Source organism: Amycolatopsis sp. CA-230715 (genome assembly GCF_018736145.1).
Taxonomy (GTDB): domain Bacteria; phylum Actinomycetota; class Actinomycetes; order Mycobacteriales; family Pseudonocardiaceae; genus Amycolatopsis.
The window spans coordinates 316,868-337,259 of sequence record NZ_CP059997.1; the positions used below are offsets into that span (position 1 = coordinate 316,868).

The 20,392-nt window shown below is 71.2% G+C and carries 23 protein-coding genes; 14 read left to right on the top strand and 9 right to left on the bottom strand.

The genetic code is table 11. The features are described from left to right. A complete protein-coding gene (locus HUW46_RS01450; protein WP_215545535.1) occupies nt 1-789 on the top strand; it encodes a crotonase/enoyl-CoA hydratase family protein in 789 nt (262 codons plus the stop codon). Between the two features lie 52 nt (nt 790-841). On the opposite strand, the gene HUW46_RS01455 is transcribed toward HUW46_RS01450, so the two are convergent. After that, nucleotides 842-1,264, bottom strand: coding sequence for a hypothetical protein (locus HUW46_RS01455; RefSeq protein WP_215545536.1), 423 nt, complete (start codon nt 1,262-1,264; stop codon nt 842-844). A gap of 244 nt (nt 1,265-1,508) precedes the next feature. Further along, complete coding sequence (locus HUW46_RS01460) at nt 1,509-2,225, bottom strand: class I SAM-dependent methyltransferase (protein ID WP_215545537.1); 717 nt, start codon at nt 2,223-2,225, stop codon at nt 1,509-1,511. A gap of 37 nt (nt 2,226-2,262) precedes the next feature. Here HUW46_RS01460 and HUW46_RS01465 point away from each other — a divergent pair, with 37 nt between their 5' ends. Beyond that, the gene (locus HUW46_RS01465; RefSeq protein WP_215545538.1) at nt 2,263-2,871 is read left to right on the top strand and encodes a TetR/AcrR family transcriptional regulator; all 609 of its coding nucleotides are present in this window, start codon (nt 2,263-2,265) and stop codon (nt 2,869-2,871) included. Here the strand turns inward: HUW46_RS01465 and HUW46_RS01470 are convergent. Beyond that, a complete protein-coding gene (locus HUW46_RS01470) occupies nt 2,868-4,433 on the bottom strand; it encodes an acyl-CoA synthetase (protein WP_215545539.1) in 1,566 nt (521 codons plus the stop codon). The genes HUW46_RS01465 and HUW46_RS01470 overlap by 4 nt on opposite strands. Before the next feature lie 87 nt (nt 4,434-4,520). Here HUW46_RS01470 and HUW46_RS01475 point away from each other — a divergent pair, with 87 nt between their 5' ends. The 4 genes from HUW46_RS01475 to HUW46_RS01490 all read left to right on the top strand — a co-directional run bounded on the left by HUW46_RS01475 (nt 4,521) and on the right by HUW46_RS01490 (nt 8,162). Beyond that, complete coding sequence (locus HUW46_RS01475; RefSeq protein WP_215545540.1) at nt 4,521-5,504, top strand: Zn-ribbon domain-containing OB-fold protein; 984 nt, start codon at nt 4,521-4,523, stop codon at nt 5,502-5,504. Between the two features lie 13 nt (nt 5,505-5,517). Then, a complete protein-coding gene (locus tag HUW46_RS01480) occupies nt 5,518-6,573 on the top strand; it encodes a thiolase domain-containing protein (RefSeq protein ID WP_215545541.1) in 1,056 nt (351 codons plus the stop codon). After that, entirely contained in the window at nt 6,573-7,739 is a 1,167-nt protein-coding gene (locus HUW46_RS01485; RefSeq protein ID WP_215545542.1) for a thiolase domain-containing protein, read from the top strand. The genes HUW46_RS01480 and HUW46_RS01485 overlap by 1 nt, the downstream gene beginning before the upstream one ends. 141 nt (nt 7,740-7,880) lie before the next feature. Then, complete coding sequence (locus HUW46_RS01490; protein WP_215545543.1) at nt 7,881-8,162, top strand: hypothetical protein; 282 nt, start codon at nt 7,881-7,883, stop codon at nt 8,160-8,162. A gap of 53 nt (nt 8,163-8,215) precedes the next feature. Here HUW46_RS01490 and HUW46_RS01495 read toward each other — a convergent pair whose 3' ends face one another. Continuing rightward, nucleotides 8,216-9,442: a cytochrome P450 gene (locus HUW46_RS01495; protein ID WP_215545544.1), complete on the bottom strand. Its 1,227-nt coding sequence runs from the start codon at nt 9,440-9,442 to the stop codon at nt 8,216-8,218. Nucleotides 9,443-9,723: 281 nt separating this feature from the next. Here HUW46_RS01495 and HUW46_RS01500 point away from each other — a divergent pair, with 281 nt between their 5' ends. Continuing rightward, the gene (locus tag HUW46_RS01500) at nt 9,724-10,887 is read left to right on the top strand and encodes a steroid 3-ketoacyl-CoA thiolase (protein WP_215545545.1); all 1,164 of its coding nucleotides are present in this window, start codon (nt 9,724-9,726) and stop codon (nt 10,885-10,887) included. Between the two features lie 3 nt (nt 10,888-10,890). Here HUW46_RS01500 and HUW46_RS01505 read toward each other — a convergent pair whose 3' ends face one another. Together HUW46_RS01505 and HUW46_RS01510 are read right to left on the bottom strand one after the other, a co-directional pair. Next, nucleotides 10,891-11,376, bottom strand: coding sequence for a pyridoxamine 5'-phosphate oxidase family protein (locus HUW46_RS01505; protein ID WP_215545546.1), 486 nt, complete (start codon nt 11,374-11,376; stop codon nt 10,891-10,893). 39 nt (nt 11,377-11,415) lie between these two features. Beyond that, nucleotides 11,416-11,790, bottom strand: a complete 375-nt coding sequence (locus HUW46_RS01510; protein ID WP_215545547.1) for a VOC family protein — start codon at nt 11,788-11,790, stop codon at nt 11,416-11,418. A gap of 93 nt (nt 11,791-11,883) precedes the next feature. Here HUW46_RS01510 and HUW46_RS01515 point away from each other — a divergent pair, with 93 nt between their 5' ends. Next, nucleotides 11,884-12,273, top strand: a complete 390-nt coding sequence (locus HUW46_RS01515; protein WP_215545548.1) for a winged helix-turn-helix transcriptional regulator — start codon at nt 11,884-11,886, stop codon at nt 12,271-12,273. Here the strand turns inward: HUW46_RS01515 and HUW46_RS01520 are convergent. Then, entirely contained in the window at nt 12,261-13,166 is a 906-nt protein-coding gene (locus tag HUW46_RS01520) for an SDR family oxidoreductase (protein WP_215545549.1), read from the bottom strand. The genes HUW46_RS01515 and HUW46_RS01520 overlap by 13 nt on opposite strands. After that, nucleotides 13,167-13,952 (bottom strand): SDR family oxidoreductase, encoded by a 786-nt coding sequence (locus HUW46_RS01525; protein WP_215545550.1) that lies wholly within the window; start codon nt 13,950-13,952, stop codon nt 13,167-13,169. Nucleotides 13,953-14,044: 92 nt separating this feature from the next. On the opposite strand from HUW46_RS01525, the gene HUW46_RS01530 reads away from it, so the two are divergent. The 6 genes from HUW46_RS01530 to HUW46_RS01555 all read left to right on the top strand — a co-directional run bounded on the left by HUW46_RS01530 (nt 14,045) and on the right by HUW46_RS01555 (nt 19,191). Beyond that, a complete protein-coding gene (locus HUW46_RS01530) occupies nt 14,045-14,797 on the top strand; it encodes an enoyl-CoA hydratase family protein (RefSeq protein WP_215545551.1) in 753 nt (250 codons plus the stop codon). Continuing rightward, nucleotides 14,797-15,669 (top strand): CoA transferase subunit A, encoded by an 873-nt coding sequence (locus tag HUW46_RS01535; RefSeq protein WP_215545552.1) that lies wholly within the window; start codon nt 14,797-14,799, stop codon nt 15,667-15,669. Before HUW46_RS01530 ends, HUW46_RS01535 begins: the two co-directional genes overlap by 1 nt. Then, the gene (locus tag HUW46_RS01540; RefSeq protein WP_215545553.1) at nt 15,666-16,373 is read left to right on the top strand and encodes a CoA-transferase subunit beta; all 708 of its coding nucleotides are present in this window, start codon (nt 15,666-15,668) and stop codon (nt 16,371-16,373) included. Before HUW46_RS01535 ends, HUW46_RS01540 begins: the two co-directional genes overlap by 4 nt. Then, entirely contained in the window at nt 16,370-17,428 is a 1,059-nt protein-coding gene (locus HUW46_RS01545; RefSeq protein ID WP_215545554.1) for an NAD(P)H-dependent flavin oxidoreductase, read from the top strand. The genes HUW46_RS01540 and HUW46_RS01545 overlap by 4 nt, the downstream gene beginning before the upstream one ends. Before the next feature lie 8 nt (nt 17,429-17,436). Continuing rightward, nucleotides 17,437-18,234 (top strand): alpha/beta fold hydrolase, encoded by a 798-nt coding sequence (locus tag HUW46_RS01550; RefSeq protein ID WP_215545555.1) that lies wholly within the window; start codon nt 17,437-17,439, stop codon nt 18,232-18,234. An 87-nt stretch (nt 18,235-18,321) separates the two neighbouring features. Further along, the gene (locus HUW46_RS01555; protein WP_215545556.1) at nt 18,322-19,191 is read left to right on the top strand and encodes a hypothetical protein; all 870 of its coding nucleotides are present in this window, start codon (nt 18,322-18,324) and stop codon (nt 19,189-19,191) included. Here HUW46_RS01555 and HUW46_RS01560 read toward each other — a convergent pair. Next, complete coding sequence (locus HUW46_RS01560; protein WP_215545557.1) at nt 19,188-20,357, bottom strand: citrate/2-methylcitrate synthase; 1,170 nt, start codon at nt 20,355-20,357, stop codon at nt 19,188-19,190. The two genes, HUW46_RS01555 and HUW46_RS01560, sit on opposite strands and share 4 nt — an antisense overlap. Nucleotides 20,358-20,392: the final 35 nt, after the last annotated feature.

Consider the following 20,392-nt stretch of genomic DNA (forward strand, 5'->3'; position numbering starts at 1 on the left):
ATGGCGGAACCGCACGCGCTGGTCCGGCAGGAGGGGCACACCCTCGTCGTCACCATGAACCGGCCGGAGGCGCGCAACGCGCTCACCGGCGAAATGCTCGGGATCATGGTCGAGGCGTGGGACCGCGTCGACGAGGACCCGGAGATCCGCGCCTGCGTGCTGACCGGCGCGGGCGGCGCGTTCTGCGCGGGTGCGGACCTGAAGTCGATGTCGCGGAACGCACCGGACAAAGCGTTCGAACGCGGCACGTTCGACCCGAGCCGGATCGAAGGCCTGCTGAAGGGACGGCGGCTGACGAAACCGCTCATCGCCGCCGTCGAAGGGCCCGCGATCGCGGGCGGCACCGAGATCCTGCAGGGCACCGACATCAGGGTGGCTGGCGAGAGCGCGAAGTTCGGCGTTTCCGAGGCGCGCTGGGGCCTGTTCCCGATGGGCGGGTCCGCGGTGCGCCTGCCCCGGCAGATCCCCTACACCCTCGCCGCCGACATCCTGCTGACCGGGCGGCACGTCAGCGCGGCGGAAGCCCGCGAAATCGGGCTCATCGGCCACGTCGTGCCGGACGGCACCGCACTGGACAAGGCGCTGGAGCTCGCCGGTCTCGTCGCGGCGAACGGCCCGCTCGCCGTGCAGGCGATCCTGCGCACCATGCGGGACACCGAAGGGATGCACGAGGAGGAAGCGTTCAAAGTGGACGCCCAGTACGGGATCGCGGTGTTCGCGAGCGAGGACGCGAAGGAGGGCCCGCGCGCGTTCACCGCGAAGCGGAGCCCGGAGTTCCGCGGGGTCTGAGCCGCTACCGCGCGCTGGCGGCGGTCGCGCACCGCCGCCAGCGCGCCGGGTCTCAGCCGAGGGCGAGGTTCGCGTCCTGGGCCGCGTTCAGGTCCGGCGAACCCGTCTTGGTCGCGTCGAGCGCCACGCCGACGGCGGCTGTGTGGCCTTTGACGTACTCCGTGGCCTCGTTGTCGTTTCCCACGGCGACGACCGCGGAGTGGCTGGCGCCGTCACAGGTGACGGCGACCTCGTTGCCGCCGAAGGCCGAGGCGGTGACGTCGTTGACGTAGGCGAGGATCTCCCCGGAGTACCCGGAGTCGCAGGTGTAGGTGACGTTCACGTCGACCGTGTCGTCGGCGGCCACGACGGCGCTCACGATGCTCAGCGTCGCCGCCTCGGCCGACGCGGCGACGGCGGGTGCGGCGGCCAGCACGGACGCTCCGGCCGCCACGGCGGCGACGGCTCCGGCCAAGGCGAGAGCGGATCTCATCACGATCACTCCTTGTCCCGTTCACACGGGTTCGAGGGCAGGCACGACCCGGCGCACCGGGCCGCGCTGTGCGGGGGCGGTTTTCACCGGGACACCGTTGCCACCGCGAAACCGCGAGAGAAGCATCCAGCCTCACCGGCCCGCCCGACACCGCCGTTGCGACACAACGGGTTCCACCGCGGGGCGGATACCCGGACGAAACTTTTGCGCCGGTACCACTACATCACCTGTCGGCGAGGGAACGCCTTCAGCGCGCCCGGAGCGCGGTCACGGCGCGCGCCGGTGGATGCATGCTCCAGAGCCGTCCGCCGCGCCGCACGTCCTCGGCGCCGTCCTCCCGCAACGCGCGCGCGTAGGCTTCGGTGCCCTGGAAGTCGAGGATCACCAGCCTGCCCCCTGGCGCGAGCACGCGGTGCAGTTCGCGGATGGCGGTTTCCCGTTCCCCCTCGGGCAGGTTGTGCACGACGAGGCTGGCCAGCACGACGTCGAATTCGCCGTCCGGGAACGGGAGATCCCGCACGTCACCGTGGACGACCTCGACCCGGTCGCCGACACCGGCGGCGGCCAGGTTCGCTTCCAGCGCCGCCCGCGAATTGCCCGCCTGATCCTGAGCGCGCCAGATGTCGGCGCCGACCACCCGTCCCATCGGCACGCGCCGCGCCACCTCGACGAGCACCGGTCCCGTCCCCGGGCCGACCTCGAGCACCCGTTCGGTCCCCTTCAGCCGCACGCCGTCGAGCAGGCGCCGCCACTCGCGCCGCTTGCCGAGCAGGCTCCCCAGCACGCCCCAGGCGAACTGCGCCCAGGAGGCGGCGGCCCACACCGCCAGCACGAGCGCCACGACCGTCCACACCGGACCGTCCGCCGCCACGGCGGCCACCACCGCCGCGATCGTGCACACCGCTCCCAGCACCCCGAACGCCGCGAACACGCCCGGCGCGTCGATCCCGTATCGCTCTCGCATCTTTACAACGTAAAGCCGACTGCTTTACGATGTAAAGATGCGGGGTGAGCTGACCAGGGACGGCATCGTGCGCGCGGCACTGCGGCTGGTGACCGAGGAGGGACTGGCCAAGCTGACGATGCGGCGGCTCGGGACCGAGCTCGGCGTCGAAGGAATGGCTCTCTACCACCATTTCCGGAACAAGGACGAGTTGCTGCAGGCGCTCGCCGAGTCCGTGTTCGAGGACCCTCCCCCGCCGACCGGCGACTGGCGCGCCGACTTCCGCGCGCTGAGCCACGCGGGCCGCGCCGCGCTGAACCGGTACCCCGAGGTGTTCCCGCTGCTCGTTTCCCGGCCGTTGACCGGAAAACCCGCGCTGCGCCACCGGGAAGCCCAGTACGCCGTGCTGCACGCCATGGGCCTGCGGGACGAACGCCTGCTCGACGCGAGCCGCACCTGGGGCTCGTTCCTGCTCGGCTACGCGGTGGTCGAGCACGAGGCGCGCACCGGAACGCGATCCGGGCTGGACTGGAGCCCGCCGCCCGCGGCGGAGTTCCCGCTCATCAGCGCGCTCGACCGCTTCCAGGGCGCGCGGACCTTCGACGAGCAGTTCGAGATCGGCCTCGACCACGTCCTCGCGGCGATCGAAAACCTCGCCGGTGCCTAGATCGCCGACCGGCCTGTCCAATAAGGATCGCGGAGCTTTCGCTTGTACAGCTTGCCGTTCGGGTCGCGGGGCAGCTCGTCGACGTAGTCGATGCTCTTGGGCAGCTTGAACTTCGCGAGCCTCCCCTTCGCGTAGTCGAGCAGTTCGCCGGTCAGCTCGTCGCCCGCGACGGCGTCCGGCGCGGGCTGCACGACGGCCTTGATCTCTTCGCCCCAGTCGTCGTGGGGCACCCCGAACACCGCGACGTCGGCGACCTTCGGGTGCATCACCAGTTCGCCTTCGATCTCGGCGGGGTAGATGTTCACGCCGCCGGAGATGATCAGGTCCGCCTTGCGGTCGTGCAGGAACAGGTACCCGTCCTCGTCGAGGTGCCCCACGTCGCCGAGGGTGAACAGGTCGCCGACGCGCGCTTTTTCCGTTTTGGCGCGGTCCTTGTGGTACTCGAACGTGGAGCCGCCCATCTTCAGGTACACGGTGCCGATCTGGCCAGCGGGCACTTCGGCACCCTCGTCGTCGAGGATCTTGACGACCGAACCGGGCCACGCCTTGCCCACCGAACCCGGTTTGCGGAGCCATTCCTCCCCGGTGATCGTGGTGCCGCCGCCCTCGGTCGCCGCGTAGTACTCGGTGACGACCGGGCCCCACCAGTCGAGCATCCGGCGTTTCACCTCCAGCGGGCACGGCGCGGCGCCGTGGATCATCGACCGCAGCGAGGACACGTCGTAGGCGTCGCGCACCTCGGGCGGCAGCGCGAGCAGGCGGCGGAACTGGGTCGGCACCATGTGGCTGTGCGTCACGCGGTACCGCTGGATGAGCCGCAGCATCTCCTCGGCGTCCCACCGGTCCATCAGCACCGCCGGGTGGCCGAGCTGGATCGAGATGGCGACGAAGTTGAGCACCGCCGTGTGGTAGAGCGGTGACCCGCACAGGTGCACGTGATCGTCACCGGGCGCGAGACCGAAGATGCCGAAGAACCAGGTCGACGCGGCGGGCACCTGATCGGGATCGGCGCCGGTCAGCGGGCGGCGCACACCCTTGGGGCGGCCGGTGGTGCCCGAGGTGTAGAGCATCGGCGAGCCCGCGGTCCGCTCGGCCGGCCTGCCGTCGCCCTCCCCCGCGCCCAGTTCCTCGATGCGCCGGAAGCCTTCGACGTGCCCGACCGCGAACCGCGCGCTCGCGGGCAGCCCGGCTTCCTCCGCCGCGGCCTCCGCGACGTCGGCGAACCGCTCGTGCGCCAGGAACGCCTTCGCGCCGCTGTCGGAAAGGATGTAGGCGACCTCTGGCCCGACGAGGTGCCAGTTGACCACCACGACGTACAGGCCCGACTGGATCGCGGCGAAGTACGCGGCGAGGAGTTCCTCGCCGTTGGGCTGCAGCACGACGATCGCGTCACCGGTTTCCAGGCCCAGCGCCCGCAGCCCGCGCGCGTAGGCGTTCGCCTTCGCGGCCAAGGCCCCGTAGCTCACCTCGGCGCCCTCCGGCGTCACCACGGCGATCCGCTCGGGGCTCTCGCCCGCGATGGTCCACAGGCCGATCGTCTCGCTGCTCACGCTAGTCGACATATCTCGAATCTAGAACGCGTTCCACGTCAAGACAAGGGCCCGAGGCAGACGCTTGCCGAGATATCGAGAACGTGTTTCACTTCATCCGTGATTGTCGCCGAGAAACCCCTCTCCGCGCCGCTGAACGTGGGATTCGACTACACCCGCTCGGTCGGACCGGTACTGGGCACCTTCGTCAACGGCCTGCGCGAGCGCCGGATCCACGGGGTGCGCGGCACCGACGGCCGGGTGCACGTGCCGCCCGTCGAGTACGACCCGGTGACCGCGGCGCCGCTGACCGAGTTCGTCGAAGTGGGCACCGAGGGCACCGTGCTGTCCTGGTCGTGGGTCGCCGAGCCCCTCGAAGGGCAGCCCCTCGCCCGCCCGTTCGCCTGGGCGCTGATCCGGCTCGACGGCGCGGACACCGCACTGCTGCACGCCGTGGACGCGGGCGCGCCGGAGCGCGTCCGCACCGGCACGCGGGTCCGGGTCCGGTGGGCGGCGGAAACCGTGGGCCACATCAGGGACATCGCGTGCTTCGTCCTCCTCGGCGACGACGACGGCGCGGCCGTCCCCGATCCCTCGCCGGTCGCGGAGCGCGCGGACGGCGACCCGGTGTCCATTGTGATCACTCCGGTGCACCTGAAGTACCAGCATTCGGTGTCGCCTGGCGAAAGCCGCTACCTGCGCGCGCTCGGCGAGGGCAGGATGCTCGGCCAGCGCTGCCCGTCGTGCGAGAAGGTCTACATCCCGCCGCGCGGGTCGTGCCCGACCGACGGGGTGCCGACCACCGACGAGGTGGACCTGCCCGACACCGGGATCATCACCACGTTCTGCATCGTCAACGTGCCGTTCCTCGGCCAGCGGATCAAACCGCCCTACGTGGCGGCCTACATCCTGCTCGACGGCGCCGACATCGCGTTCCTGCACCTCGTGCTCGGCTGCGACGCCGACGAGGTGCGGATGGGCATGCGGGTGCGCGCTTCGTGGAAACCCCGCGACGAATGGGGAACCACGCTGGAGAACATCGACCACTTCGAGCCGACCGGCGAGCCGGACGCGCCGTACGAGTCCTTCGCCCACCATCTCTGAAAGGCGGACCGGGATGGAAGACGTAGCGATAGCGGGGTTCGCGCAGGCGCCGAACGTCCGCGAAACGCCGGGGACGACGAACGGCGTGGAGATGCTGGTGCCAATCTTCGCCGAGGTGTTCGCGGCCACCGGACTGTCCAAAGAAGACATCGGGTTCTGGTGTTCCGGTTCGTCGGACTACCTCGCCGGGCGCGCGTTCTCGTTCATCGCGGCGGTGGACGCGATCGGCGCCTTCCCGCCGATCCACGAGTCGCACGTGGAAATGGACGCGGCGTGGGCGCTGTACGAAGCCTGGCTGAAGATCCGGATGGGTGAGGTGGACACCGCGCTCGTATACGGCTTCGGCAAGTCCTCGGCGGGTCAGCTGCGCCGCGTGCTCTCGCTCCAGCTCGACCCGTACGTCGTCGCTCCACTGTGGCCCGATTCGGTGAGCATCGCCGGGATCCAGGCCCGCTTCGGGCTCGAATCCGGGCGGTGGAGCGAAAAGGACCTCGCCGAGGTCGCGGCGCGCAGCCTCACCGACGCGACCGGCAACCCGCACGCGCAGCGCTCGCGCGCGGTGGAGGCCGCCGAACTCCTCGACACCCCCTACGTCGCGGATCCGTTGCGGGCGCACGACATCGCCCCGGTGACCGACGGCGCCGCGGTGATCGTGCTCGCCTCGGCCAGCCGCGCCGCGGATCTGGTGGAGCGGCCCGCGATCATCAGCGGGATCGAGCACCGGGTCGACTCCCCCGTGCTCGGCGCGCGCGATCTCACGCGCTCGCCGTCGACCGAAGCCGCCGGGCGCGCACTCGATCTGGACGGCGTCGAAGTCGCCGAGTTGCACGCGCCGTTCTCGCACCAGGAACTCATCTTGCGCGCGGAACTGGGCCTCGGCGACGACGTGCGGATCACCCCGTCCGGCGGCGCGCTCGCCGGCAACCCGATGTTCTCGGCCGGGCTGGCGCGGATCGGGGAGGCGGCGAAGCGCATCCACGACGGCAGCGCGCGCAAGGCGCTCGCGCACGCCACCAGCGGGCCCGTCCTGCAGCAGAACCTGGTCGCCGTCCTGGAGGGCGTGAACTGATGGGAAAGCAGCTCGCCGCGGTGCTCGGCACCGGGCAGACCCACCACCGCGCGAAGCGGACCGACGTGTCGATGCCGGGGCTGATCCGGGAAGCGGTCGACCGGGCGATGGCCGACGCGGGCACCGACTGGGCCGATATCGACGCGGTGGTGCTCGGCAAGGCGCCCGATCTGTTCGAGGGCGTGATGATGCCCGAGCTGTTCCTGGCCGACGCGCTCGGCGCGACCGGGAAACCGCTGCTGCGCGTGCACACCGCGGGCTCGGTCGGCGGGTCCACCGCGCTGGTCGCGACGAGCCTCGTGCAGGCTGGCATCCACCGCAGGGTGCTGACCGTGGCGTTCGAAAAGCAGTCCGAGTCCAACGCGATGTGGGGGCTGTCGATCCTGCCACCGTTCCAGATGCCGGTCGGGGCGGGCGCGGGCGGCTACTTCGCCCCGCACGTGCGCTCCTACATCCGGCGGACCGGGGCACCGGAGCACATCGGCGCGATCGTCGCCGCGAAGGACCGCCGCAACGGCGCGCTCAACCCCTTCGCCCACCTTCGGCAGGCCGATATCACCGTCGAGTCGGTGCGGGCTTCGCAAATGCTGTGGGACCCGATCCGGTACGACGAAACGTGCCCGTCCTCGGACGGCGCCTGCGCGATGGTGCTCGGCGACGAACGCTCCGGCGACGCGGTGCCCGGCGGAGCCGCCTGGGTGCACGCCACCGCGATGCGCACCGAGCCGACCACGTTCGCCGGGCGCGACCAGGTGAACCCGCAGGCCGGCCGCGACGCGGCGGCGGCGCTGTGGGCGGAGGCCGGTATCACCGATCCGCTGTCCGAAGTGGACGCCGCGGAGATCTACGTGCCGTTCTCCTGGTTCGAACCGATGTGGCTGGAGAACCTCGGGTTCGCGGCCGAGGGCGAGGGCTGGAAGGTGACGGAGTCGGGGGAAACCGCGCTCGGCGGCCGGATGCCGGTCAACCCCTCGGGCGGCGTGCTGTCGTCGAACCCGATCGGCGCCTCGGGCATGCTCCGCTTTTCCGAGGCCGCGAAACAGGTCATGGGCCGGGCGGGCGACTACCAGGTCGACGGCGCGCGCACCGCGTTCGGGCACGCCTACGGCGGCGGCTCCCAGTACTTCTCGATGTGGCTGGTGGGGTCCGCGAAACCGGGCTCGTGATCACCCGGCCGGTGATCGTTTCCCCCTTTTCCGCCCGATCGGGAAGGGTTTCCCCCTGCCGCTCGGATTGGTGAATTTCCTGCGGTACAACGGAATTCCGCCGCTTTTCGACGGCGGGAAACCGAGGGGAAGGAACCACCCGTGCGCACACTGCTGCGATCCGCGCTCATCACCGGGGCGGCGGCGCTCGCGATGCTCGGCATCGGCGCCACCGCGTCCGCGTCCGAAACGACCGCTGCCGCGCCCGCGAGCGCCGAAGCCGTCGCGTCCCCGCAGAGCTGGCTCATCATGGGCAACTGGACGCTCCTTGGCGACTGCCAGGCGGCCGGGTACCAGGGCCTGCTCAGCGGCCAGTGGACGAACTTCACCTGCGACAACCGGTACTACCCCGGCTGGTTCACGCTGGTCGTCTACGTGCCGTGACGAAAAACGCGGTGGCGGGGTTTCCTCCCCCGACACCGCGTTTTCGCGCTCTCTCAGGCGTAGCGGACCGGGTAGTGCTTGATGCCGTTGAGCCAGCTCGACCGCAGCCGCACCGGCGGCTCGACCTCGGCGATATCGGGCATCTCGTCGGCGATCGCGTTGAACATGAGGTCGATCTCCAGGCGTGCCAGGTTCGCGCCGATGCAGTAGTGCGAGCCGGTGCCGCCGAACCCGACGTGCGGGTTGTCCTCGCGCAGGATGTCGAACCGCTCCGGTGCGTCGAAGACCTCGGGGTCGAAGTTCGCCGAGCTGTAGAACATGCCGACCCGGTCGCCCTTGCGGATGCGCTGCCCGCCGAGCTCGGTGTCCGCGGTCGCGGTGCGCTGGAACGCGACCACCGGCGTGGCCCAGCGGACGATCTCGTCCGGCGCGGTCTTCGGGCGTTCGCGGCGGTAGAGCTCCCACTGGTCGGGGTGGTCGAGGAACGCCTTCATCCCGTGCGTGATCGCGTTGCGCGTGGTTTCGTTGCCCGCCACCGAAAGCAGGATGACGAAGAACCCGAACTCGTCCGAGGCCAGCGACTCGCCGTCGACGTCGGCCTGCACCAGCTTCGTGACGATGTCGTCCATCGGGCACTTGCGGCGCTCTTCCGCCATGTTCCACGCGTAGCCCACCAGTTCGGCGGACGCGGCCACCGGCTCGACCTCGTACTCGGGGTCTTCGTAGGCGACCATCTGGTTGGACCAGTCGAAGATCTTCATCCGGTCCTCCTGCGGGATGCCGAGCAGCTCGGCGATCGCCTGCAGCGGCAGCTCGCACGCGACGTCGGTGACGAAGTCGCCCGTCCCCTTCTTCTTCGCCTCCGAGACGATGCGCGCCGCCCGCTCGCGCAGCGCGTCTTCGAGCCTGCCGATCGCCCTCGGCGTGAACCCCTTCGACACGATCCGGCGCAGCTTCGTGTGGTGCGGCGCGTCCTTGTTGAGCAGCACCAGGCGGTTCGCGTTCAGCCCTTCCTCGGTCATCGACTCGTCGAACCGGATGATCGCGGTCTTCTCGTGCGAGGAGAACAGCTGGCTGTCGCGGGACACCGCCTTCACGTCTTCGAGCCGGGTGACCACCCAGTACCCCTCGTCACCGAACCCGGCGAGGTTGTGCGGCTGGGGGTTCCACCACACCGGCGCGGTCTTGCGCAGGGCGGCGAACTCCTCCAGCGGCATCCTGGTGGCGTAGAGATCGGGATCGGTGAAATCGAACCCGGCGGGGATGAGCGGTGTGGCCACGGCCACCTCCTGCGATCGACTGGCGGGCTGGCAACGGTGGAAGTCCTGCCTGGAACGCGTTCTATCCCTGATTAGAGCATACGGCGTTAACTCAGTAAACGGCTTTCAGTGAAACCTGTTTACTTGCTCGATCAGGAGCCGGAAACTCCTGGTAGAGCAGACCTGACCCGACCGTCACCGAATGGCGGTTGACCTCGGCGATCCTTGCATCAAACAGAAACATGTTCTAGTTTTGCGGTGACAGGACGTACCGGGGACACCGGGGAGAGAAGGAGACGCGCGTGGGCAATCCCGTCATCGTCGAGGCGGTCCGCACCCCGATCGGCAAGCGCCGCGGCTGGCTCTCCGGCCTGCACGCCGCGGAGATCCTCGGCGCGGCCTACCGCGCGCTCCTCGACCGCGCGGCGCTCGACCCGGCGGTGGTCGAGCAGGTGATCGGCGGCAGCGTCACGCAGGCGGGCGAGCAGGCGGGCAACATCAGCCGGACCGCGTGGCTGCACGCCGGGCTGCCCGAGGGCACCGGCGCCACCACGATCGACGCGCAGTGCGGATCCGCCCAGCAGGCCACCCATCTCGTCGCCGGGCTCATCGCGGCGGGCGCGATCGACTGCGGGATCGCCTGCGGCATCGAAGCGATGAGCCGCGTCCCGCTCGGCGCGAACCGCGGCACCGAGGCGGGCGCCCCGCGGCCGGATTCGTGGGCCATCGACATGCCGAACCAGTACGGCGCCGCCGAACGGATCGCCGAACGCCGCGGGATCACCCGCGCCGACGTCGACGCGTTCGGGGCGGACTCCCAGCGCAAGGCCGCCGCCGCGTGGGCGGCGGGGCACTTCGACCGGGAGGTGGCACCGGTGAAGGCACCCGTGCTCGCCGAGGACGGCACACCGACCGGCGAGACCCGGCTGGTGACCCGGGACCAGGGCCTTCGCGAGACCACTGTGGACGGTCTGGCCCGGTTGAAGCCGGTGCTCGACGGCGGCGTGCACACCGCGGGCACGTCGTCGCAGATCTCCGACGGCGCTTCCGCCGTGCTCGTGATGGACGCCGACCGCGCCCGCGCGCTCGGGCTGCGGCCGCGGGCGCGCATCCTCGCCCAGGCGCTCGTCGGCGCCGAACCCTTCTACCACCTCGACGGACCGGTGCAGGCCACCGAGCGCGTGCTCGCCCGCAGCGGCCTGGCGATGGGCGATCTCGACCTGTTCGAGGTGAACGAGGCGTTCGCGTCGGTCGTGCTGTCCTGGCAGCGGGTGCACGAGCCCGACCCGGAGCTGGTCAACGTCAACGGCGGCGCCATCGCGCTCGGGCACCCGGTGGGCAGCACCGGGGCGCGCCTGCTCACCACCGCCCTGCACGAACTCGAACGCCGCGACGCGAGCACCGCGCTGGTCACGATGTGCGCCGGTGGCGCGCTGTCCACCGGCACCATCATCGAACGGCTGTGACTCTCAGATCTCCGTGCGCACCACTTCCCCGGTGTTCTTCCGTTCGAACCGGACCCGGGGCAGCCCTTCGCGCCAGGTGTCGATCACGATCGACTCGCCGGCCACCGAGGTGTGCACGGCCTCGGTCAGCCGCAGCAGGAACACGTGGCACGGGTCCGAATTCCCTTGCAGCCGCGCCACTTCCGCCGGGTCGGTGACCTCGACCGCCACCCCGGCCACCTTCACGTCGCCGTCGCCCAGCTCCGCACCCGGGTTCGCGTGCACCGCGAACCTGCCGTCCCGCCGCAGGTCCCTCGCCTTCACCGCGCCGTGCATCGACCCGAGCACCAGCTCGGCACCGGTGAAGTCCACCTCCGTCCCGCTGACCCGCGGCGACCCGTCCCGCCGCAGGGTGGCCAGCACGTGCGTCTCCGCCGCGGCGAAGCACGCCCGCACCGCGTGCGCCAGATCCGGCGCCGCTGTCTCGAACTTCTCCCAACTGACCGCCATGCCCGTATTTTCCCACCGGGCACCGACAATTCCGGGGCGTCAGCCCAGGATGCGCCGGACGAGATCGGGGGTCCACTCGACGTACTCCGCCTCCGCGCCGCCCGCGTGGCGGGCGTAGAGGAAGCGTCCCGTCGGCCCCGCGGTCTTGGCCGTCGTGATCGTCGCGCCGGAGGCTTCGAGGGTCGCTTCGGCTTCGTCGAGATCGTCCACGAGAACGGTCGCGGACGCGTGCGCGTACTTCGCGCGTTCGGCGGCCGGGCCCGCGATCACGAGGAAATCGCCGATCGCGCCCAGTTCGACACGCTCGAACGCCAGGCGCAGGTGCGGCTCCTCCCCGGTCAGTTCCCGCAGGACGGGCAGGGTTCCGTCGAGGTCGTCCGCCCACAGCCGCGCGTAGGTCTTCAAGATGGTCATGCGTGCTCCCGTGCTCTCTTCTGGTTACCCGGGAACCGTAAGGAACTACACTGCGGCCGGGAAGGACGCACTTTCCGGTGAGAGGGGAACCTCGTGGAAACCGAGCAGCTCAGGCGCACGGGCGACGACGGCGATGTGACGCGCGCCGATTCGCTCGCCCGCGAGATCTTCTCGGGCGTGGCCAACAAGTGGGCGCTGCTGATCATCAACGTGCTCGCCGAGGACACCCTGCGGTTCACCGAGCTGCGGGCGGGCGTCGGCGGCATCAGCCACAAGATGCTCACGCAGACGTTGCGCGGGCTCGAACGCGACGGGCTGGTGCACCGGACCGTGTACCCCACGGTGCCGCCGCGCGTCGACTACCACCTCACCGAACCGGGCCAGGAACTGCGCGCGACGGTCAACGGGATGTGCGCGTGGACGCGCAAGCACCTCGGCGCGATCGAAGCCGCGCGGCGCCGGTTCGACGATCAGGCGCCGTAAACCGGTTCGGGGGACGGTGCCTCGGCGATGAGCCCCGCCACCACCGGGCCGAGCTCACCCGGCTCCCAGCGAGCACCCTTGTCCTTTTCCGGGCCGTGGCGCCACGCCTGCGCGAGCGACACCCTGCCACCGTCCACTTCGAACACCCGGCCGGTGACCGGCGCGGACTCCTCGCTGCCGAGCCAGACCACCAGCGGCGACACGTTTTCCGGTGCCATCGCGTCGAACCCGTCCTCCGGCGCGGCCATCTCGGCGGCGAACGCGCCCTCGGTCATCCTGGTCCGCGCGGCGGGCGCGATGGCGTTGACCGTCACCCCGTACCGCGCGAACTCGGCCGCAGCCACCAGGGTGAGCCCGGCGATCCCCGCCTTGGCCGCCGAGTAGTTCCCCTGCCCGATGCTGCCCAGCAACCCGGCGCCGGAACTCGTGTTGACCACCCGCGCCGCCCGCGGCCTGCCCGCCTTGTGCTCGGCGCGCCAGTACGCGGCCGCGTGCCGCATCGGCGCGAAGTGCCCCTTGAGGTGCACGCGGACCACCGCGTCCCATTCGTCCTCGCCGAGGTTGACCAGCATCCGGTCTCGCAGGAAACCGGCGTTGTTGACCAGCACGTCGAGCCCGCCGAAGCGGTCGATCGCGGTCCGCACGAGCCTGCCCGCGCCGTCCCAGTCCGCGACGTCGTCGGTGTTCGCCACCGCGCGCCCGCCGCCGGCCTCGATCTCGGCGACCACCTCCGCGGCGGGGCCGCCGGAGCCGCCGTCACCGTCGAGCCCGGTGCCGATGTCGTTCACCACGACCAGCGCGCCCTCGCGCGCGAAGGCCAGCGCGTGCGCCCGCCCGATGCCCCGGCCCGCGCCGGTCACCACGACGACCCTGCCGTCCACGATCCCGTTCACTCACTTCCCCTTCCACGCCGCTGTGCTCGCCCGCTGGAACGCGGGCACCTCGCCGCCGCCGTGCACCGCCATCGTCGCGCCGCTGACGTAGGAAGCCAGCGGTGAAGCCAGGAACACCGCGCACGCGCCGATCTCGTCCGGTTCCGCCAACCGTCCCAACGGGACGGTCGCGCCGACCGCGGCGATCCCGGCCTCGTCGCCGTAGTGCAGTTCGGCCTGTTCGGTCCGCACCATGCCGACCTCGAGCGCGTTCACGCGGACCTTCGGCGCCCACTCGACGGCGAGGCTGCCGGTGAGGCTCACCAGCCCCGCCTTCGCCGCGCCGTAGGACGCCGTGCCCGGCGACGGTCTCGCACCGCTGACACTGCCCACGTTCACGATCGCGCCACCCGAATCCTGGCCCTGCATCACGGTGTTCGCGTAGCGCGCGAGCGTCAGCGGCGCCAGGAGGTTGAGCGCGACGACGCGGTCGTGGAACCGGGGCGACGCGCTCGCGGCCTCCGCGAACGGCGCACCGCCCGCGTTGTTCACGAGCACGTCGAGCCTGCCGTGGCGCTCGGAAACCTCGTCGACGAGACGGGAGACCTGCTCGGGTTCCCGCACGTCGCAGGGCAGAAAATCGGCGGATTTCCCGTCCACCGCAACGGGTTCGCGCGGTTCGTGCCGCGCGCAGACCACCACTGAGGACCCCGCGGCGAGGAACGCGCGCGCTATCCCGGCGCCGACGCCGCGGACTCCACCGGTGACCAGGACGACCGAGCCGTCGAGCCGGATATCGAGAGCCACCCGGCGCACCTCCTCGCGAACCTGTACCCGGTGCCGGGCACCCTGCTAACGTACCAAGCAAGTGCTAGGTTTGGAAGCGGAAGGGGTGCCGCATGCCGGTCACCACGAAGTACCCCGAGCCCGGCGTCGCCGTGATCACCGTCGACGAGCCACCGGTCAACGCGCTCCCCGTGCGCGGCTGGTTCGACATCGCGAACGAGGTGACGGCGGCGGGCCGGGACACCGCGTGCCACGTGGTGGTCCTGCGCGCGGAGGGCCGCGGCTTCAACGCGGGCGTGGACATCAAGGAGATCCAGCGCGACAGCGGGTACGACAAGCTCGTCGGCGCGAATCGGGGCTGCGCGGCCGCCTTTTCCGCCGTGTACGACTGCCCGGTGCCGGTGATCGCGGCGGTGCAGGGCTTCTGCCTCGGCGGCGGGATCGGGCTCGTCGGCAACGCGGACGTGGTGCTGGCCGCCGACAACGCGACCTTCGGGCTGCCGGAGGTCGACCGGGGCGCGCTCGGTGCCGCGACGCACCTCGCGCGGCTCGTCCCGCAGCACCTGATGCGCGCGCTGTACTACACGGCCAGCACGATCGACGCGCACCAGCTGCACCACCACGGTTCGGTGTACCAGGTGGTGCCGCCCGAGTCGCTCGACGAGGCCGCGCTGGCGCTCGCGCACCGCATCGCGGCCAAGGACACGCGCGTGATCAGGGCGGCGAAGCTGGCGATCAACGGCATCGACCCGCAGCCGGTGCACCGGAGCTACCGGTACGAGCAGGGGTTCACCTTCGAGCTGAACCTGACCGGTGCTTCCGACGAAGCACGAAGGCGTTTCGTGGACGAAGGCAAGGGAGCGTGATGGCGGACAAGCGGACCACCCCGGACGAGATCGCGGCCGAGCTGCGCGACGGGATGACCGTCGGGATCGGCGGCTGGGGCTCGCGGCGCAAGCCGATGGCACTGGTCAGGGCGATCCTGCGCAGCGGAGTCCGCGACCTGACCGTGGTGTCCTACGGCGGGCCGGATGTCGGGCTGCTGGCCTCGGCCGGCCGGATCCGCAGGCTCGTGTTCGGGTTCGTGACCCTCGATTCGATCGCCTACGACCCGTGGTTCTGCCGCGTGCGCGAGGGCGGCGAGATCGCCGTGACGGAGTACGACGAAGGCGTGCTCGGCACCGGTCTTTCCGCTGCGGCGCAACGGCTTCCGTTCCTGCCGACGCGCGCGGGGCTCGGCTCGGACGTGCTGACCTTCAACCCCGGCTTGAAAACCGTCCGGTCCCCGTACAGCGACCCTGCCGACGGCGAAGAGCTGCTCGCCGTCCCCGCGCTGAAGCTCGACGTCGCGCTGCTGCACCTCAACCGGGCGGACGCGCGCGGCAACGCGCAGTACCTCGGCCCCGACCCGTACTTCGACGATCTGTTCGCGCTGGCCGCGGACCGGTGCTTCGTGTCGGTGGAACGGGTCGTGGAAACCGCGAAGCTGACCGAAACCGCGCCCGTGCAGAGCCTGCTGCTGAACAGGGCGAGCGTGCACGGCGTCGCGGAAACACCGCACGGCGCGCATTTCACCACCGCCGTGCCGGACTACGGCCGGGACGAGCGGTTCCAGCGCCACTACGCCGAATCCGCGAAGGATCCCGATGCCTGGCCGGGGTTCGTGGACCGGTTCCTCAGTGGTACGGAAGCGGATTACCAGGAAGCGGTACGGAAATTCACCGAGGAGGCGGCATGAGCGTGACACGCATGGAGGTCGCGGTGGCCGCGTGCGCCGATCTCTTCCGCGACAACGGCGAGATCGTGGCGAGCCCGATGGGGCTGATCCCCTCGCTGGGCGCGAAGCTGGCGCGCCTGACCTTCGCCCCGGATCTGCTGCTCTCCGACGGTGAGGCGTACCTGCTGGACGAGAACGGGGTGACCGAAGGCTGGCAGCCGTTCCGCAAGGTGCTCGACACCGTGGTGCCCGGCGGCAAGCGGCACGTGGTGATGGGCGCGAACCAGATCGACCGGCACGGCAACCAGAACATCTCCGCGATCGGGCCGCACGGCAAACCGCGCAAGCAACTGCTCGGGGTGCGAGGCGGGCCGGGCAACACCGTCAACCACCGCACCAGCTACTGGGTGCCGCGGCACAGCACGAGGGTGTTCGTCGACGAGGTGGACGTGGTGTCCGGGGTCGGCCGCGCCCGCGCGATCGCGGCCGGGGCAGGCCGCTTCCACGACGTGCACCGCGTGGTGACGAACCTCGGCGTGCTCGCCTTCGGCGACCGGGCGAGCCTGGTGTCGGTGCATCCCGGCGTCACCGTCGAGGAGGTGCGCGCGGCGACCTCGTTCGAACTCGACACCGGCGGCACCGGCGAAACCCGCGTTCCCGATGACGAGGAGCTGCGTCTCATCCGGACGGTGCTCGACCCGGAATCCTTGCGGGACAAGGGATGAAGACCACACTGACCGAACTGACCGGGGTCGCGCACCCGATCGTGCAGACCGGGATGGGCTGGGTCGCCGGGCCCCGCCTCGTCGCCGCGACGGCCGAAGCGGGCGCACTGGGCATCCTCGCGTCGGCGACGATGACCTACGACGAACTGGCCCGCGCGATCACGGAAACCCGGGCGCGCACGTCCCGGCCGTTCGGGGTGAACCTGCGCGCCGACGCCGACGACGCGGAGGACCGGGTCGCGCTGCTCATCCGCGAAGGCGTGCGGGTGGCCTCGTTCGCGCTGGCGCCGCGCAAGGAGATGATCGCGCGGCTGAAGGACGCCGGGGTGGTGGTGATCCCGTCCGTCGGCGCCGCCCGGCACGCCGAGAAGGTCGCGGGCTGGGGCGCGGACGCCGTCATCGTGCAGGGCGGCGAGGGCGGCGGGCACACCGGCGGCGTGGCGACCACGCTGCTGCTGCCGTCGGTGCTGGACGCGGTGGACATCCCGGTGGTGGCCGCGGGCGGCTTCTTCGACGGGCGCGGGCTCGCCGCCGCGCTCGCCTACGGCGCGGCCGGGATCGCGATGGGCACCCGGTTCCTGCTCACCGCCGAGAGCACCGTGCCCGAGGCGGTGAAACGCGCGTACCTCGCCCGCGGGCTCACCGACACCGTGGTGACGAGGAAGGTCGACGGCCTTCCGCACCGGGTGCTGCGCACCGAGCTCGTCGACTCGCTCGAACGGTCGGGATCCGCCACCGGGTTGCTCCGCGCGGTGCGCAACGCGGTCCGGTTCCGGGCGCTGACCGGGGTTTCGTGGCGCGCGCTGGCGCGCGAAGGCCTCGCGATGCGCCGCGGCGGCGAGCGGTCGCTGGCACAGGTGGTGATGGCGGCGAACACCCCGATGCTGCTGCGGGCCGGGCTCGTCGACGGCGACACCGGCGCGGGCGTGCTCGCCTCCGGTCAGGTCGTCGGCCTGCTCGACGACCTGCCGACGGTGCGCGAAGTGGTGGAAAGCGTTGCCGCGGACGCGAAGTCGATCATCCAGGGACTCGGCGGTGCGCACGACTGTGCTTGACTCTGCGCATGAACTCCGACGTGTCGACGGGTGCCTGCGTTGTCGAGGACGCGGAGCTGCACGTTCGCCAGCAGGGTGACGGCGCGCCGCTGCTGCTGGTCCCCGGCGGGCTCGGCGCGGCGGACTCCTACCGCGCGCTCGCGAAGCGGCTGAGCGCCGACCACACCGTGCTGACCTACGACCGGCGCGGCCACTTCCGCAGCACCGACGACTCGACCGGCCCGATCCCGGTGGCAAGGCACGCCGCCGACGCGCGCGCGGTGATCGACTACTTCGGGTTCGGCGAGGTCACCGTGTTCGGCAGCAGCGCGGGCGCGGTGATCGCGCTCGACCTCGCGGCGCGCTACCCGGAAACGGTGTCCGCGCTGATCGCCCACGAACCGCCGGTGGTGGGCCTGCTGCCGGACGCGGAGGACTGGTTCGCCGACGCCGAGGCGCAGGTGAAGCTGGCGCGCTCCGGTGACGTGCTGGGCGCGTTCACGCGGTTCGTGAGCACGATCGCCGGCGCCGCGCTGCCCGATCTCCGCGCTGTCCGGCTGCCGAACGAAGCGGAATGGGCGCTGCTGTTCGACCGCGAGCTCCTGGAGTTCTACCACTACCTGCCGGATCTCCCGGCGCTGCGGAAGTCGTGGGTGGACGTCACGCTCGCCGCGGGCGAGGGCAGCAGGGGCCACTTCCACTACTCCCCCGCCCGCGTGCTGGCGCTCGAACTCGGCCTCCCGTTCGCGGAGCTGCCCGGCGCGCACCTCGCCCCGCAGCGCAACCCCGCCCAGTTCGCCGACGCGCTGCGACGCCTGCTGCCGTGACCTCTCGGTAACGCCGAACGGGTGATTCCCGACTAGCAGGTGCCGGACGGGACAAACCCCCCGGCCGTTTCAGCATGGGGAGAATCCGTGTCACAGCCTTCGGCGTTCGCTGCGTTCCCGCCGCCACCCGCCCCTGGCCCACCGCCGCCCGTGGCGCGCCGCGAGCTGATCGGGCTGGCGATCACCGCGCTCGTGCTCGGCATCATCTCCGCCTCGGGCAGCCCGATCCCGATCCTGAACAACGTGACCGTCGTCGCCGGGTTCATCGGGATCGCCTTCGGGGTGGCCGGGCTCTTCGGGGCGCACCGCGTGATGTCGGCGGCAGGGCTCGTGCTGGCGATCGCGGGCGTGGTGGTCGGGCTGATCCTGCAAGCGCAGTGGACCGAGCGGCTCGACAAGCTCAAGAACGACCTCGACCGGCTCACCGCGCCGAACCCGCCCGCGTTTTCGACGCGGCCGCGGCCGCCGACGGCATCGGACATGCCCACCGTCCCGGCGATGCCCTCGCTCCCGGCCGTCCCGTCGAAGCCGAGGAACCCGGACGCCAACGAACGCGGGAACGTGCCGAAGAAACTCGGTGACGAGGTGGCGATCGGCTCCGCGAAGTTCGTCGTCGACAAGATCGACATCGACCCGAAGTGCGGCAAGTACATGCCGAAGCGCCCGGCGGGCAAGCATTCGGTCGTGCTGCACGTGCGGGTCACGACCGGGCCGGACGAGGCGGCGAACCGCGACCTCGGCGCGGTGCTGAGCCCGTACGGGGTCAAGACGATCGGCTCCGACGGCGTCACCGTGAACTCGATGGGCGGCTCCTGCGCCGACATCTCCGGCGTGCTACCGCCCAGCATCGGCCCCAACCAGCGCGCGCAGGGCACGGTCGACGTGGAAACCACGGCGCCGCACGGGATCCTGATCCTCCAAGGCTACGGCGAAACCGGCTGGGAGTACTCCTACTAGGACGGTCCGGTGTAGACGCCGAGCGGGCGGAAGCGCAGGCGCGGTTCGGCGTACTCTTCGAGCGCGTGCGCGGTCCAGCCCGCGATGCGCGCGATCGCGAAGATCGCCTCGCCCGCTTCGGCGGCCATGCCGTGGGTGTGCAGCACCGCGGCCAACGCGAGGTCGACGTTCGGGAACGCACCACCCCGTTTCGCCAGCTCCCGCGAGACGATCTCGACGGTTTCGAGCACCGGCGCGTCGCCCAACAGTCCGAAAAGGACTTCCGCGCGCGGGTCCCGGCGCTGGTACACGCGGTGGCCGAACCCCGGCACGCCGCCCGCGCGCAGGTACTCCGACAGCGCGCCGATCGGATCGCGCATGGCCTCGCCGAGGAACCGGTACGCGAGCGTGCTCGCGGCGCCGTGGTACGGCCCGTCCACGGCGCCCAGCCCCGCCGACACCACCGCGTACAGGTTCGCGCGGGCGCTCGCCGCCACGCGGGCCGCGATCGTGGACACCGCGAGCCCGTGATCGGCGAGCAGTACCAGCACGGCGTCGAGCAGCTCCGGTCGCGGGGAATGCGCGGAAACCTTGGGCCACAACCGTTCCGCGAGCGTGCCGGACGCGGTCTCGCCGGGGAGCGCGTCCACGAGGACCCCGAGCAGCGGTCCGGCCGCGGCCGTCACCGCCTCGGCCGAGACGTCGAAGCGCAGCGGGTCCGCCGAGCCGAGCGCGGCCACCGCCACCCGGAGCCGGTCGGTCAGCGACGCCGTTTTCGGCAGCGCCGCACCCACCGCCCGCGCCAGCGCGACCTCGTCCGCCGGCGCGGGGAACGGCGGCCGTGCCGCCAGCTCTTCCGTCCACAGCAGACTCACCACGGCTTCGAAACCGTGTGCTCCCACCAGTTCTCGCACGCGGTGCCCTCGGTAGGCGAGTTCGTCGCCGTCGATCCTGGTCAGCCTGGTGCGGATGCGTTCGACCGAGCCGGAGGGCTGGTGCCCCTCGCTCCCCCGCTCGGCGAGCCGGTCGACCTCGCCGAGCGGGAACAGGCTGCCGCGCCGTCCCTTCGCGCGGACGCTGGTGAGCAAGCCGCGGCTGACGTAGGTGTAGACGGTTTCCGCCTTGACGCCGAGGCGGCGCGCGACCTCGGCGGTGGTCAGGTAACGCTCGTCACTGGAGGTGGCCACGACCTGCGCTTTCGTCGTTCACATCGACTCGATCG